Here is a 13,457-nt window from a genome sequence, read left to right as displayed (position 1 = left end):
GACGGACGTGCTTGTCGGTCAGGTCGGCAGGATCCACTTGTCGCGATCGGCGCTGATCTCGCCGTAGACTCGCGGATGTTGCGCCTTGAAGTCCGGCATCGCCGCGCCACGGACGAAGCGGCCATTGTCGTTGCGCAGCCAGCGCGTCTCGGCCGACAGCCAGCGGCGGTGATCGATGCCGATATGCTTGAAATCGGCGCGGGTGACGAAGCCGCGATGATCGAGCGTGACGGCGATCTTGATCGCGGAGATCTTCCAATTGGTCAGGCGCAGCGGTGCCGAGGCGCCGGCGCGGACGTCGGGAACGTAGTCCGGCAGGTCGTGCCGCCTGACCGGGGCCCATTCGTGCCAGGTCTCCGAGGCCGCCGGCTTGGCCTTGAGGCCGGGCAGGCGGGGCCGAAAGCCGATCTCGCGCGGCGAGGTTCGCTCCGGCTTCACCTCGATGACGGTCAGGCCGATATATTTGCAGATCCGCTCGCAGCTGTTGCGTCCCCAGGGGATCAGCACGGCGCGACAATCCGGCCCGGGACCGTCGGCGCTCATGGCACCGCCGTCCTCGAGGGACTGGGCGATGACGTCGAGATTGAGCCGCAGCTTCGCCTGGATGCCGATCTGGAAGCCGTCCGCCCTGCGTGCCAGCAGGATGTCCCAGTTGCAGGTCTCCGGATAGGCGACCCACTGGCCATTGGCCTCGACCGCGGCGAGAAAGCTCGCGCACAGATCGGCTTCGCTGGCAAAGCTTGCCGCCGCCTTGGCGCGTCGGTGTCCGCTCACCCCGCTGGTCTCCTCAGATCCACCGCACTGATTCTGCCCCGCTGTCTTCATCGCCCGGCGCGCGGCCGGCGTCCAGCGCGATAGCTGACGTCGAAGTCCTGAAGAGACGGTGAAGATCGCCGCATATTCAGGGCTGCGTTCCGGAGAAGGAACTTCAGGTGCGCAACGGTGTTGGCTCGCGGCACTGGGCGAGGGTGAGGCAGATGGCCGGTCTGTGGGTGCGCAAGTCCATCGAGGGGCTTTGGGCCGAAGCCGCCATTCCGGTTTTTGGTGAGGTCGACGCGTGTGCTGCTGTTGGCCTCAAGCGCAGCCTCGGCGCCGTCCATCTGCTGGCGCTCGGCGTCGGCGGCATCATCGGCGCTGGCATCTTCGTCCTGACCGGCCATGCCGCCGCGGCCGATGCCGGGCCGGCCATCACCTTGTCATTCGTGCTCGCCGCGATCGCCTGCGGATTCGCCGGGCTATGCTATGCCGAGATGGCGTCGGCGGTGCCGATCGCCGGCAGCGCCTACACTTATGCCTATGCCACGCTCGGCGAGATCGTTGCCTGGGTCATCGGCTGGGACCTGGTGCTGGAATATACCGTCGGTGCGATCACCGTGGCGATCGGCTGGTCGGGCTATGCGGTCAGCCTGCTTAAGGATTTCGGTCTCGTCATCCCGGCGCGGCTGGTCTCGGCGCCCTTGACCTACGATGCCGCCGCCCATGTCTGGCACACCACCGACGCGCTGCTCAACGTTCCTGCCATGGGGATCGCAGCGGTGCTGAGCCTTCTGCTGGTGCTCGGCATCCACGAGACCGCCCGCATCAACAACGTCATCGTCCTGCTCAAGCTCGCCGTGGTGATCGCCTTCATCGCCGCCGCGGCACCTTTCTTCAGCCGCGCCAACTGGATCACGGCCGCCAATCCGCAAGGCGATTTCGTGCCGCCCAATCTCGGCCTCGGCCAGTATGGCTGGAGCGGCGTGCTGCGCGGCGCCGCCGTGGTGTTCTTCGCCTATATCGGGTTCGACGCCGTCTCCACCGCGGCGCAGGAGGCGCGCCATCCCGACCGCGACATGCCGATCGGCATTCTCGGCTCGCTCGCGGTCTGCGCGGTGCTCTATGTCGCCGTCGGTTTCGTGCTCACCGGCATCGTGCCCTATGACCGGCTCAACGTCCCCGATCCGATCGCGGTCGGCATCGACGCCATCGGCCTCCTTTGGCTGGCGCCCGTGATCAAGGCCGGGATCGTGCTCGGGCTGACCTCGGTCATCCTGGTGCTGCTGCTCGGCCAGTCGCGCATCCTGTTCGCCATGTCGCGTGATGGTTTGCTGCCGTCGCCGCTCGGCCTCATTCATGCGCGCTTCCGCACGCCCTATGTGGCGACGCTCGTCACCGGCGTGGTGGTGACCATCCTGGCGGGATTGCTGCCCATCGGCCTTGTCGGCGAACTCGTCAGCATCGGTACGCTGTTCGCCTTCGCGATGGTCTGCCTCGGCGTGCTGGTGCTGCGCCGGACCCGGCCGGAGCTGCCGCGGCCGTTCAGGACGCCGGCAGTCTACGCCATAGCGCCGGCAGGTGTCGCGGCGGCGCTCTTCCTCATGCTCGGCCTGCCGATCGATACCTGGGTGCGGCTCGCCGTCTGGCTGGTGCTCGGACTTGCGATCTATGCGTTCTACGGCGCCCACCGCAGCCGGGCGAGGGCCGAGGCGGCGGCGCTGCAACGGAAGATCTGACTTCCATGGGCGCCGACACAGCCGTTGTGAGCCATCCCATGACGGGAGGCAGACGCAGGATCCTAGTGTCCCGTCTCCGAATTACCGCTACGTTTGCCTCGCGCTCGCACGGTAATTCGGAGACATAGGGACACTAGCAAAATCAAAATGCTAGTGTGGCTTATGTCTCGCAATTGCCTACAGGGGCTTGCCGCAAAGGGCATAGGCAATTGCGAGACGCCACACTAGTGTCCCGTCTCCGAATTACCGCTACGTTTGCCTCGCGCTCGCACGGTAATTCGGAGACATAGGGACACTAGCAAAATCAAAATGCTAGTGTGGCTTATGTCTCGCAATTGCCTACAGGGGCTTGCCGCAAAGGGCATAGGCAATTGCGAGACGCCACACTAGTGTCCCGTCTCCGAATTACCGCTCCATTTGCCTCATGCTCGCACGGTCATTCGGAGACGGGACACTCGTGCTTCGAGCACGTCGGGTGGGGTCGGATTCGGCCATGGCCCCTCGAGGTCTTTCTCCGGTCGGTCCCTTCTGATTAAAGGCGGACGGACAATCTCCCGAGAGGTGAACCATGGTTGACCGTCTGAAGGACAAGGCCGCCCTCGTCGTCGGCGCCGGATCGATCGGACCCGGCTGGGGCAACGGCAAGGCGACCGCCGTCGCCTTCGCCCGCGAGGGTGCGCGGGTCGCCTGCGCTGACGTCAATCTCGAGGCCGCGCAGGAAACCGTGCGCCTGATCGAGGGTGAGGGCGGCGAGGCCTTCGCGATCCGCTGCGATGCGACACGCGCCGACGAGGTCGCGGCCATGGTGCAGGCGACCCGCGAGCGCTTCGGCCGGATCGACGTTCTCGACAACAATGTCGGCATTGCGGAGGCCGGCGGTGTGGTCGAGATCAGCGAGGCCGACTGGGACAAGGTCATGGCCGTCAACCTCAAGACCGCTTTCCTGACGATGAAGCACGTGCTGCCCCTGATGGTGGCGCAGGGCGGCGGCTCGATCGTCAACATCTCGTCGGTCGCTGCCATCCGATATACTGGCGTGGCCTATTCGGCCTATTACGCCAGCAAGGCGGCGCTCAGCCACCTGACGCGGACGACCGCGGTGGAATATGCCGCGCGCAAGGTGCGGGTGAACGCCGTTCTCCCCGGGCTGATGAAGACGCCGATGGTGGCGCACTCCGCCGGGCTCGTCCAATCCTATGCCGACGGCGACGTCGAGGAGATGTGGCGGCGGCGCGATGCCCAGGTGCCGATGGGGCAAATGGGGGACGCCTGGGACGTCGCCTGGGCGGCGGTCTTCCTCGCCAGCGACGAGGCGCGCTACGTCACCGGCATCGACCTCGTTGTCGATGGCGGTCTCACCGTCAAGATCAACTGATCGCGCGCGGCCTCCTTCGCAACGGGCTGTCACCCGGCGTCCAATCAGCGAACGTCTCCTCTGATCGTTGGCTTTCGACGAGCGATCACGCGGCCGCTCGCGGCCGCTCGCGGCTGCAGGTTTGATTCATCGCAATGGAACCCTGGGAATGGCGGCTATCAACATCGTTGATGGCCGGACGTCGCCGGGCCGTCGCGGAGTGGAATGTCCGCCGTCACACGGCGGAAACGGCAATCGAAGGAGGAAGATGTGCCCAAAGATCATTCAGGGATCGCGCACGATGTCGTCACCGGCGTCGGGTTGTTGCAGCGCGCCGCGCCCGAGACGATGAAGGCCTTCGGTGCCCTGTCAGCTGCGGCGACGATGTCCCGGGCCCTCGATAGCAAGACCAAGGAACTCATGGCGCTCGCGATCGGCATCGCGGTTCACTGCGATGGCTGCGTTGCTTATCACACCAAGATGGCCCACCAGCACGGCGCCACGCGGGAGGAGGTTGCCGAGACCGTTGCGCTGGCAATCTACATGGGCGGGGGGCCGGCAGCGGTTTACGGCGGCGATGCGCTGCGCGCCTTTGACCAGTTTGCCGAAGCCAAGGCGTGAGCAAACAGGACATGATCAGTATCCCGGCATTTCTGGCAACCGCCCCCCGGCATCTCTTCTTCACGGGCAAAGGCGGTGTCGGAAAGACCTCGATCGCCTGTGCCTGTGCCGCACTGCTGGTGGAGAGAAGGCGCCGGGTGTTGCTGGTCAGTACCGATCCGGCTTCGAATCTCGATGCGGTGCTTCAGACGCGGTTGGCAAGCCGGCCGACGCCCGTCGCCGGCTTGCCTTCTCTGCAGGCCATGAATATCGATCCCGAGCAGGCGGCGCGCGCGTACCGGGAAAGAACGATCGGGCCATACCGCAAGGTTCTGCCGCAGCCTGAGCTCGCCCTGCTCGAAGAGAGATTGTCCGGCGCCTGTACCGTCGAAGTCGCCGCATTCGACGAATTCGCGCTTCTGCTCGGCGATGACGACAGGACACAGCAATTCGATCACGTGATCTTCGACACCGCGCCGACGGGCCATACCCTTCGGCTGCTCGAACTGCCTGCGGCCTGGACGGGGTTTCTCGAGACCGCTCCCGGCGACGTATCCTGTCTCGGCCCGCTCTCCGGGTTGAGAACGCAGCATGACCGTTACGCCCGCACCGTGGCCGCGCTGGTCGATCCGGCCCGCACGGCGGTGATCCTGGTGGCGCGTCCGGACCGGGGCGCGCTGATGGAAGCGGCGCGCGCGAGCACGGAGCTGCGCGGCCAGGCGATGACGAACCAATTGCTGGTCGTCAATGGCGTGTTCCGTGCCGCAGACCGCAGTGACGGTCTCGCGGTCGCTCTCGAGCGCCGGGGAACGGAGGCTTTGGCGTGCATGCCTGCCGAAATCGCGCCGCTGCCGCGTGCCGAGGTTCCTCTCCTGGGCGTCAACATCGTCGGCCTCGACGCGCTGAGGTCGATGTTCGCACCGAAGGTGATCGCGCCCGGCAAGCCGATAGAAGCTGCCTTACCCAAAGGCATCGGCTCGCTGGGGCAACTCGCCCGCGAACTCGGCGGCTCGGACCATGGCCTGGTGATGGTGATGGGCAAGGGCGGCGTCGGCAAGACGACGGTCGCTGCGGCGCTGGCAATATCGCTGGCGAGGCGCGGCTTGGCGGTCCACCTCACCACCACGGACCCGGCGCAGCACCTGCGGGAGACTCTCCAGGCGGAGGTGGCGGGGCTGCGCGTCAGCTATATCGATCCGACGCGCGAGGCGCGGCAATATCGCGAGCGAATGCTCCAGGCGGCGCGCGCGACCTTGACCGCCGAAAAGCTCGCTCTCTACGAGGAGGAGTTGAAATCGCCGTGTTATGATGAGCTGGCGGTGTTTCTCGCCTTCTCCCACATCGTCATGGATGCAAGAAAGGAACTCGTCGTCGTCGATACCGCGCCGACCGGCCATACCCTGCTGTTGCTGGATACGGCCGGGGCGTACCACCGCCAGTTGACGCAGCAGGCATCGTCGGCTCCCGGGCGCATCAAGACGCCGCTGATGATGCTTCAGGACCCCGAATATACGAAGGTGGTGATCGTCGCCCTGCCCGAGACCACGCCGGTGCTGGAGGCAAGGGCGCTTCAGGATGACCTGCGCCGGGCCAAGATCGAGCCGTTTGCCTGGGTGGTCAATGGCAGCTTCGCGGCAGCCCAGCCGTGCGATCCGGTGCTGCGGGCACGGGCGGCCGCTGAGATTGAGCAGATCCGCAAGGTCGGTGATTTTGCCAGGCGCGTCGCCTTGATTCCGTTCCAGGCGGAAGAACCGGTCGGTGTCAGCCGCCTCGCGGCGCTGACAGAGACAGGGGATGCATAGTCTTTCTCATTCTTCCGGCGCGCCGTTTTGGTTGATCGCGCGAGTGCGATTTTCTGTCCGCCGCCGATACAAGGTGACGATCCCACAGCCGGCCCGTTCGAGCGCCGGTCTGACGCGGCGAGGATGCGGGCTTGATCCATCGCAAGCGTTTCACCGGTGTGTCGTTGCTTCATGACGGCGCCCGGAGTGCGTATTTCATCGAGGTCCGATCATGCTTGAATACAATGTGACGGCGAAGCGGCTGGATTCGCATGGCAGCGTCGCCAGCTGCAAGAATGCCCACGTCACGCTCGATACCGACGTCAACGGCCGGCTCGACGCGTTCAATCCGGCAGAGCTGTTCCTGGCTGCGATTGCGGCCTGCATGATCAAGGGGATCGAGCGGGTGGCGCCGATCATCCAGTTCGATTTCCGCAACGTGGAGGTGCGGCTCCATGGCCTGCGCCGGGACAGCCCGCCCTTCATGGCCTCGATTTCCTATGAGCTCATCGTCGACACCGACGAGACCGACCGCCGCCTCGACCTGCTGCACCAGAACGTGCGCAAGTACGGCACGATCTCGAACACGGTCGCGGCGGCCACCGAGCTGAAAGGGAGCATCCGCCGCGCCTCCGGCGCCGCTTGACTCTTCTAAGATATCCAATATTCTGGATATATGGATGAAACGCGAGCCATCGATGCCCTTGGGGCGCTGGCCCAGCCGACGCGGCTGGACACCTTTCGCCTGTTGGTGAAGCGCGAACCTGAAGGGGTCGCCGCGGGCGAACTGGCGCGCCTCGTCGGCGTGCCGCAGAATACCATGTCGGCCCATCTTTCGGTGCTGGCGAGGGCCGGTCTCGTCGTCGGCGAGCGGCACAGCCGCTCCATCATCTATCGCGTTGATCTGAGTGTGTTCCGCGAACTGACCACCTTCCTGGTTCAAGACTGTTGCGACGGCCGTCCCGACGTCTGCGCGCCTTTGATCGGCAGCATCAAGGCGTGCTGTGCGCCGGCGACGACGAGCGCCGCGAGGAAGAAGAGCCATGCCCGCCAGAAGTTATAACGTGCTGTTCCTGTGCACCGGCAATTCGGCACGCTCGATCCTCGCCGAAGCCATCCTCAACCGGGAGGGGCAGGGTGTGTTCCGCGCCTTCTCCGCCGGCAGCGCGCCGAAGGGCGAGGTCAATCCCTTTGCCCTCAAGGTGCTCGAAACTCTCGGCTATCCGACCGCCGGCCTGCGCTCGAAGAGCTGGTCCGAATTCGCCGCGCCGGACGCGCCGGTGATGGATTTCGTCTTCACCGTCTGCGACAATGCCGCCGGCGAGTCCTGCCCGGTCTGGCCGGGGCAGCCGATGACCGCTCATTGGGGCATCGAGGACCCGGCCGCGGTCGACGGCACGGATTTCGAAAAACATACGGCCTTCCTGACCGCGTACCGTTATCTGAAGAACCGCATCGACGCCTTCACCAGCCTGCCGCTCGCAAGCGTCGACGCGATCTCGCTCGGCGCCAGGCTGCGCAACATCGGTCGCAGCGACGGCGCAACCCGCCCACGTCCCGACGTGGCCTGATCCCCTAGGCGGTTTCATTCCAATGAGCACTTTCGAACGCTATCTGTCGTTGTGGGTCGCCCTGTGCATCGTTGCCGGGGTCGCGCTCGGCCACCTGATGCCGGGCCTGTTCGCCGTGGTGGCGTCGGCCGAGCTCGCCAAGGTCAACCTGCCGGTGGCGGCGCTGATCTGGCTGATGATCATCCCGATGCTGCTGAAGATCGATTTCGGCGCGCTCGGCGAGGTCCGACAGCACTGGCGCGGCGTCGGCGTGACGCTGTTCATCAACTGGGCGGTGAAGCCGTTCTCGATGGCGTTGCTCGGCACCTTCTTCATCGGCCACGTGTTCGCCGGGATGCTGCCGGCCGGGCAGATTTCATCCTACATCGCCGGGCTCATTCTGCTGGCGGCGGCGCCCTGCACCGCCATGGTCTTCGTCTGGTCGAACCTGTGCGAGGGCGAGCCGCATTATACCCTGAGCCAGGTGGCGCTGAACGACGTCATCATGGTGTTCCTGTTTGCGCCGCTGGTCGGTCTTCTGCTCGGCGTCGCCTCGATCTCGGTGCCCTGGGCGACGCTGCTGCTGTCCGTGCTGCTCTATATCGTCGTGCCGGTGGTGATCGCTCAAGCCTGGCGCAGCCGTCTCCTGTCGCTGGGGCGAGATGCCCTGGAGCGCACCCTCAATCGCCTGCAGCCCGCCTCGCTCGTCGCCCTGCTGGCGACGCTGGTGCTGCTGTTCGGCTTTCAGGGCGGCCAGATCCTCAGGCAGCCGCTGGTGATCGCGATTCTCGCGGTGCCGATCCTGATCCAGGTCTATTTCAATGCCGGGCTCGCCTATCTGCTCAGCCGTCGCTTCGGCGTCGCCTGGTGCGTCGCGGCTCCGGCGGCGTTGATCGGCGCCAGCAATTTCTTCGAGCTGGCGGTTGCCGCCGCCATCAGCCTGTTCGGTCTTGAGTCCGGCGCGGCGCTCGCCACCGTGGTCGGCGTGCTGGTCGAAGTGCCGGTGATGCTGTCGGTGGTCCAGATCGTCAAAGCGACCCGGTCCTGGTATGAAGCGGGATCGCAGACGACGAAGCCCGCGCAAGCCAAACCGCTGGGCTGAACGCGCGCGGCGGCACCCTGCAGCAAGACGAAGAAAGAGAGACCGGTCACCATGGACGTCGTGATTCATCACAATCCGGATTGCGGCACCTCCCGCAACGTCCTCGCCATCATCGAGGCGGCGGGCTACCGGCCGACGATCATCGAATACCTGAAGACCGGCTGGACCAGGCCGCAGCTGCTGGGGCTGTTCGCTGCGGCCGGCTTGACGCCGCGAACGGCGCTGCGCACCACCAAGTCGCCCGCCGCGGAACTCGGTCTTCTCGACGACAGCGTGCCCGACGAGCGCATTCTTGAGGCGATGATCGCGCATCCCGTCCTCGTGAACCGGCCGATCGTCTGTACGCGCCAAGGCGTTCGCCTCTGCCGGCCAAGCGATGTCGTTCTCGATCTGCTCGACACCCTTCCGCCCGGCCCCTTCCACAAGGAGGACGGATCGCTGCTGATCGATGCGGAGGGCCATCGCGTTGTCTGAGCCGCTGGACCATCTGCCCAATCTGAGCGAGAGCTGTTTTGAGCCGATCGATCGAGATCGGCTGGTAAATCCTCAGGTCTCGCTCCATCCGCCGCGTATTCTCCTGCTCTACGGCTCGGTCCGGGAGCGGTCCTACAGCCGCCTGGTGACCGAAGAAGCGGCACGGATCTTACGACGGTTCGGCGCCGAGACCCGGACCTTCAATCCGAGTGGCCTGCCGCTGCCCGATGACGGTTCGGCGGATCATCCGAAGGTTGCCGAGCTTCGCGAAGCCGTCACCTGGGCCGAGGGCATGGTGTGGTGCTCGCCCGAGCGCCACGGCGCCATGACCGGCATCATGAAGGCGCAGATCGACTGGATTCCGCTGTCCATCGGCGCCGTTCGCCCGACCCAAGGCAAGACCCTGGCGGTGATGCAGGTCAGTGGCGGCTCCCAGTCGTTCAACGCGGTGAACCAGCTGCGGGTGCTGGGGCGCTGGATGCGGCTGATCACGATTCCCAATCAGTCGTCCGTCGCCAAGGCGTTCGCCGAGTTCGACGATGCCGGACGGATGAAGCCGTCGCCCTATTACGATCGCATCGTCGACGTGATGGAGGAACTGATGAAATTCACGCTGCTGACCAGGGATCGCAAGGACTACCTGGTCGATCGCTACAGCGAACGCAAGGAGAGTGCGGCCGAACTCTCGGAGCGCGTGAACCAGCGGTCGATCTGAAAGCGCCGGTTACCGGCCGCGCAATCGCATCACGAACGAGCCGGATCGATTATCTGCCGCGACGCAAGCGATCCGGTGCTCGCGGCAGATCGAAACGGCCCCGGTCAGCTGCCGCAGGTCGGAGCGCAACAGGGAGCATCCTTGCCGGGCTTCACCGCACGGACGAAGGCGCCCATGAATTTGCCGTCCGCCGCCTTGGCGATCGCCTCGACATCGATGCCCTTGGCGGCGAGGAATTCGCGGGCATCCTCGACCCGGTAGATCCGGGTCGGCTCGATGCCGATCTGTTCGAAGCCTGCCGCCGCGAGTCTGCCGCGATAGTCGTTTTCCTCGAGAGCGCCGGCGATGCAGCCGACCCAGAGCAGCATGTCGTTGCGGATCGCCTCGGGCACCTCGCCGCGGGTCACCACGTCCGACACCGCGAAACGACCGCCCGGCTTGAGCACGCGAAAGGCCTCGCGCAGCACCTGGTCCTTGTCGGCGGACAGGTTGATCACGCAGTTGGAGATGATCACGTCGACCGAATTGTCGGGCAGGGGAATGTGCTCGATCTCGCCCTTGAGGAATTCGACGTTCTGCACGCCGGCCTTCTTCTGATTGTCGCGGGCGAGCGCCAGCATCTCGTCGGTCATGTCGAGGCCGTAGGCCTTGCCGGTGGGCCCGACCCTGCGGGCCGAGAGCAGCACGTCGATGCCGCCGCCCGATCCGAGGTCGAGCACCGTCTCACCCTGCTTCAGTTCGGCGAGCGCGGTCGGATTGCCGCAGCCGAGGGAGGCGAGCACCGCCGCTTCCGGCAGATCGCCGGTCTCCTGGTCGGAATAGAGATGGGACGTGATGGGGCTCGCCCGATCGAGGGCGGGGCCGCCGCAGCACGAGCCGGCGCGCAGCGCCGCCTGGCTGTATTTCTGTCGAACCGCTTCCTTGATGTCCGTCGTCATGTGATCCTCCTCAGCAGCAGGTGACGGCTTCGGGCTTGATGGCTTTGTTGCGCGTGCAGCATTCGGCGAACAGGAAGGCCAGGATTTCCTGCAGCCCATCGGCGTTGGCGGTGTAGCGAAGGAAGGTGCTCTCGCGCCGGACGAGGACCAGTCCCTCGTTCTTCAGCTTTTCGAGGTGGTGGGACAGGGTGGAGGCCGGGATGTCGAGGTCGGCGGCGATCTCGCCGACGACGAGGCCTTCCGGATGCGCCTTGAGCAGCAGCCGCACGATGCGCAGGCGCGATTCCGAACCGAGTGCGGCGAGCATGTCGGCGAAGCGGGCGTTCTGGTCGGGTCCGTGGGTCTGCACGGCAGCCTCCGTTTCCATAATTCTATAATTATAGAAATATGGAAACGCAAGGGCAAACACGCACCGGTCGGACACCGTCGAGTCCCGCAGTCATGCGCCGGCCAGCCTCCGCGACGACCGCGCGCTGCGGGGCATGCAATCCGAAGGGGCGTGCGGCGCGAACCGCACGCCCCTTCGGGGGCGCGTCAGCGCTTCAGCGCTTCGGCCACGGCGGTCTTGAGCGACGTCGTCGGGCGCCCGATCAGGCGGCTCAGGGTATGGCTGTCGTCGAACAGGCCGCCCCTTGAGGCGCCGACGTCCGACTCCGCGAGCATGGTGGCGACCGGCTCGGGCAGGCCGGCGCCGATCAGCGCGCCGCGAAACGCCGCTTCCGGAAGGTTCTGGTAGATGATCGGCTTGCCGGTCTGGAGCGCCACTTCGGCGGCGAGATCGGCGAGCGTGTAGGAGTCGTCGCCCGACAGCTCGTAGACCTTGCCGGACTGATCCGCCGCCGATGTCAGGACCGCGGCCGCTGCCTCGGCATAGTCGCGGCGGGGGGCCGAGGCGATCCGTCCTTCGCCGGCGCTGCCGATGAAGGCGCCATGCTGGAGCGCCGCCGGAATCGAAGCGAGATAATTCTCGGTGTACCAGCTGTTGCGCAGCAGGACGTAAGGCACGCCGCTCGCCTTTAGCAGAGCCTCTGTGGCCCGATGCTCGGCGGCGAGCCCCATGGGCGAGGTCTCGGCGTGAAGCAGGCTGGTATAGGCGATCAGGCCGACGCCGGCCTTCTTGGCTGCCCCGATGACGTTCTGGTGCTGGTGGACGCGCTGGCCGACGGCGCTGGACGAAATGAGAAGCAGCTTGTCGATGCCGGCGAGGGCCCGCTCCAGACCTGCTGCATCGTCGTAGTCGGCCTGACGGGTGACGACGCCCTTGGCCGCAAGGCCACCGGCTTTGCCGGGATCGCGGACGAGGGCGACGATTTGCGCCGCGGGTGTGGTCTTCAAGAGAGCGTCGATGACGAGCTGGCCGAGTTGGCCGGTGGCGCCGGTGACAGCAATCACGGGGTAATCCTCCTATGGATTGGATCGTTGACACCGGGCGATCTAGTCCATAAACGAACTTTTCGTAAGTACGCACAAAAATGTAAGTGTGATATTCTCAATGGACGAGGCCGGCGCGGCCCCGGAGGAGATGACCAATGACATCCCGAACGCCGCCCCGGACGTCGTTCTCGGAGATGATGCGCCGGGGACAGGTGTTTTCGCCAGATTGTCCCTCGCGCGAGGTCCTCAAGCACGTCACCAGCCGCTGGGGCGTGCTGGTGCTCGTGGCGCTCATTCCCGGCACCCAGCGCTTCAGCGATTTGCGGCGCCGGATCGGCGGCATCAGCGAACGCATGCTGGCCCAGACGCTGCAGTGGCTCGAGAATGATCGGCTGGTCGATCGCGTCGCCTATCCGGTCGTGCCGCCGCATGTCGAATACAGCCTCACGCCGTTGGGGCGCGAGGTGGCCCTCCGCGTCGAAGGTCTGGTCGAATGGATCGAGACCAACCTCGGCCAGATTCTCGCTGGTCGGACGACGGCGGCGGAATAACCAGGCGCGAGGCGTAACGCCGGTCCGTATGCGTGGCCGTCATCGGCACGCGACGTTCGCGGCATCCGAAATCGCCCCGACGCAGCGCTGCCGGCGCCCCTGGCGCGGGCCGCAGACACGATTTCGTCCCGGATGCCTTGGGCTGACGGCGAAGGGCGTCGTGATGCTGGCGTTCACGGCTTTGCGAAATCCATCACTCGCATTGCACGACCGGCCGGCGCTGCCGTTCGGCGTCATCAGGACGGCCGCCATCCCTTGGTCGCGGACAAGAGCTCCTGAAAAGCGATCTCGACCTCATTCACGAGGTGATAGTTCAAACGGCCTGCGCCGATCGCCCGGTCCGCCGGATCGATCAGCGGTACGATGCTGTTCTCCAGTTCGGGCTCATCGGTCTGGACCGGATTGAAGCGATGCTTGGGAAATCGCCTCTGGAGCGCGTCGTAGATCATCGAGGTCTCGGCATCGCAGGTCACCGGCGTGAGACTGAACATGAACATGGCCATTGCAGCGTTCTCCGATCCCGAAG

Annotated in this window: 16 protein-coding genes; 11 read left to right on the top strand and 5 right to left on the bottom strand. The window is 65.6% G+C overall.

Translation table 11 applies throughout. The features are described from left to right. Nucleotides 1-18: 18 nt before the first annotated feature. On the bottom strand, nt 19-774 hold the full coding sequence (locus DB459_RS01425; protein ID WP_253711119.1) for a hypothetical protein: 756 nt from the start codon (nt 772-774) through the stop codon (nt 19-21). 203 nt (nt 775-977) lie between these two features. Between DB459_RS01425 and DB459_RS01420 the strand changes: the two genes are divergently transcribed. From DB459_RS01420 to arsH, 10 genes are all read left to right on the top strand, one after another. Next, nucleotides 978-2,492, top strand: a complete 1,515-nt coding sequence (locus DB459_RS01420) for an amino acid permease (protein ID WP_253713725.1) — start codon at nt 978-980, stop codon at nt 2,490-2,492. A 568-nt stretch (nt 2,493-3,060) separates the two neighbouring features. Further along, on the top strand, nt 3,061-3,867 hold the full coding sequence (locus DB459_RS01415) for an SDR family NAD(P)-dependent oxidoreductase (RefSeq protein WP_253711117.1): 807 nt from the start codon (nt 3,061-3,063) through the stop codon (nt 3,865-3,867). A gap of 204 nt (nt 3,868-4,071) precedes the next feature. Then, on the top strand, nt 4,072-4,467 hold the full coding sequence (locus DB459_RS01410) for a carboxymuconolactone decarboxylase family protein (protein ID WP_253711116.1): 396 nt from the start codon (nt 4,072-4,074) through the stop codon (nt 4,465-4,467). Between the two features lie 11 nt (nt 4,468-4,478). Further along, complete coding sequence (gene arsA / locus DB459_RS01405; RefSeq protein WP_253713724.1) at nt 4,479-6,248, top strand: arsenical pump-driving ATPase; 1,770 nt, start codon at nt 4,479-4,481, stop codon at nt 6,246-6,248. A gap of 211 nt (nt 6,249-6,459) precedes the next feature. Continuing rightward, entirely contained in the window at nt 6,460-6,873 is a 414-nt protein-coding gene (locus tag DB459_RS01400; RefSeq protein ID WP_253711115.1) for an OsmC family protein, read from the top strand. Between the two features lie 30 nt (nt 6,874-6,903). Then, nucleotides 6,904-7,290, top strand: coding sequence for a helix-turn-helix transcriptional regulator (locus tag DB459_RS01395; protein ID WP_253711114.1), 387 nt, complete (start codon nt 6,904-6,906; stop codon nt 7,288-7,290). Then, nucleotides 7,271-7,798, top strand: coding sequence for an arsenate reductase ArsC (locus DB459_RS01390; RefSeq protein ID WP_253711113.1), 528 nt, complete (start codon nt 7,271-7,273; stop codon nt 7,796-7,798). Before DB459_RS01395 ends, DB459_RS01390 begins: the two co-directional genes overlap by 20 nt. 22 nt (nt 7,799-7,820) lie before the next feature. Beyond that, nucleotides 7,821-8,879 carry an ACR3 family arsenite efflux transporter gene (gene arsB, locus DB459_RS01385; RefSeq protein ID WP_253711112.1) on the top strand — a complete coding sequence of 353 codons (1,059 nt, stop codon included), beginning with the start codon at nt 7,821-7,823 and terminating at the stop codon, nt 8,877-8,879. Between the two features lie 51 nt (nt 8,880-8,930). Further along, entirely contained in the window at nt 8,931-9,353 is a 423-nt protein-coding gene (arsC, locus tag DB459_RS01380; RefSeq protein WP_253711111.1) for an arsenate reductase (glutaredoxin), read from the top strand. Further along, nucleotides 9,346-10,068 carry an arsenical resistance protein ArsH gene (gene arsH, locus DB459_RS01375; RefSeq protein WP_371926840.1) on the top strand — a complete coding sequence of 241 codons (723 nt, stop codon included), beginning with the start codon at nt 9,346-9,348 and terminating at the stop codon, nt 10,066-10,068. Before arsC ends, arsH begins: the two co-directional genes overlap by 8 nt. 104 nt (nt 10,069-10,172) lie before the next feature. Here arsH and DB459_RS01370 read toward each other — a convergent pair whose 3' ends face one another. The 3 genes from DB459_RS01370 to DB459_RS01360 form a co-directional block, all read right to left on the bottom strand. Beyond that, complete coding sequence (locus DB459_RS01370; RefSeq protein ID WP_253711108.1) at nt 10,173-11,006, bottom strand: arsenite methyltransferase; 834 nt, start codon at nt 11,004-11,006, stop codon at nt 10,173-10,175. Nucleotides 11,007-11,016: 10 nt separating this feature from the next. Continuing rightward, a complete protein-coding gene (locus DB459_RS01365; RefSeq protein WP_253711106.1) occupies nt 11,017-11,355 on the bottom strand; it encodes a helix-turn-helix transcriptional regulator in 339 nt (112 codons plus the stop codon). Nucleotides 11,356-11,540: 185 nt separating this feature from the next. Beyond that, nucleotides 11,541-12,398: an SDR family oxidoreductase gene (locus DB459_RS01360; RefSeq protein ID WP_253711104.1), complete on the bottom strand. Its 858-nt coding sequence runs from the start codon at nt 12,396-12,398 to the stop codon at nt 11,541-11,543. A gap of 137 nt (nt 12,399-12,535) precedes the next feature. Here DB459_RS01360 and DB459_RS01355 point away from each other — a divergent pair, with 137 nt between their 5' ends. Next, nucleotides 12,536-12,931, top strand: a complete 396-nt coding sequence (locus tag DB459_RS01355) for a helix-turn-helix domain-containing protein (RefSeq protein ID WP_253711102.1) — start codon at nt 12,536-12,538, stop codon at nt 12,929-12,931. A 236-nt stretch (nt 12,932-13,167) separates the two neighbouring features. Here DB459_RS01355 and DB459_RS01350 read toward each other — a convergent pair whose 3' ends face one another. After that, nucleotides 13,168-13,434: a hypothetical protein gene (locus DB459_RS01350; protein ID WP_253711100.1), complete on the bottom strand. Its 267-nt coding sequence runs from the start codon at nt 13,432-13,434 to the stop codon at nt 13,168-13,170. Nucleotides 13,435-13,457: the final 23 nt, after the last annotated feature.

The sequence above is a fragment of the Bradyrhizobium sp. WD16 genome (genome assembly GCF_024181725.1).
Taxonomy (GTDB): Bacteria; Pseudomonadota; Alphaproteobacteria; order Rhizobiales; family Xanthobacteraceae; genus Bradyrhizobium_A.
The sequence above is the reverse complement of the archived record's forward strand: the minus strand, read 5'-3'. Positions and strand labels throughout refer to the sequence as shown.

Excerpts from the sequence above, each read along its gene's own strand:
- DB459_RS01420 (WP_253713725.1), top strand. The coding sequence starts at position 978 with ATGGCCGGTCTGTGGGTGCGCAAGTCCATCGAGGGGCTTTGGGCCGAA.
- DB459_RS01415 (WP_253711117.1), top strand. The coding sequence starts at position 3,061 with ATGGTTGACCGTCTGAAGGACAAGGCCGCCCTCGTCGTCGGCGCCGGA.
- DB459_RS01410 (WP_253711116.1), top strand. The coding sequence starts at position 4,072 with ATGTCCGCCGTCACACGGCGGAAACGGCAATCGAAGGAGGAAGATGTG.
- arsA (WP_253713724.1), top strand. The coding sequence starts at position 4,479 with ATGATCAGTATCCCGGCATTTCTGGCAACCGCCCCCCGGCATCTCTTC.
- DB459_RS01400 (WP_253711115.1), top strand. The coding sequence starts at position 6,460 with ATGCTTGAATACAATGTGACGGCGAAGCGGCTGGATTCGCATGGCAGC.
- DB459_RS01395 (WP_253711114.1), top strand. The coding sequence starts at position 6,904 with ATGGATGAAACGCGAGCCATCGATGCCCTTGGGGCGCTGGCCCAGCCG.
- DB459_RS01390 (WP_253711113.1), top strand. The coding sequence starts at position 7,271 with ATGCCCGCCAGAAGTTATAACGTGCTGTTCCTGTGCACCGGCAATTCG.
- arsB (WP_253711112.1), top strand. The coding sequence starts at position 7,821 with ATGAGCACTTTCGAACGCTATCTGTCGTTGTGGGTCGCCCTGTGCATC.
- arsC (WP_253711111.1), top strand. The coding sequence starts at position 8,931 with ATGGACGTCGTGATTCATCACAATCCGGATTGCGGCACCTCCCGCAAC.
- DB459_RS01370 (WP_253711108.1), bottom strand. The coding sequence starts at position 11,006 with ATGACGACGGACATCAAGGAAGCGGTTCGACAGAAATACAGCCAGGCG.
- DB459_RS01355 (WP_253711102.1), top strand. The coding sequence starts at position 12,536 with ATGACATCCCGAACGCCGCCCCGGACGTCGTTCTCGGAGATGATGCGC.
- DB459_RS01350 (WP_253711100.1), bottom strand. The coding sequence starts at position 13,434 with ATGGCCATGTTCATGTTCAGTCTCACGCCGGTGACCTGCGATGCCGAG.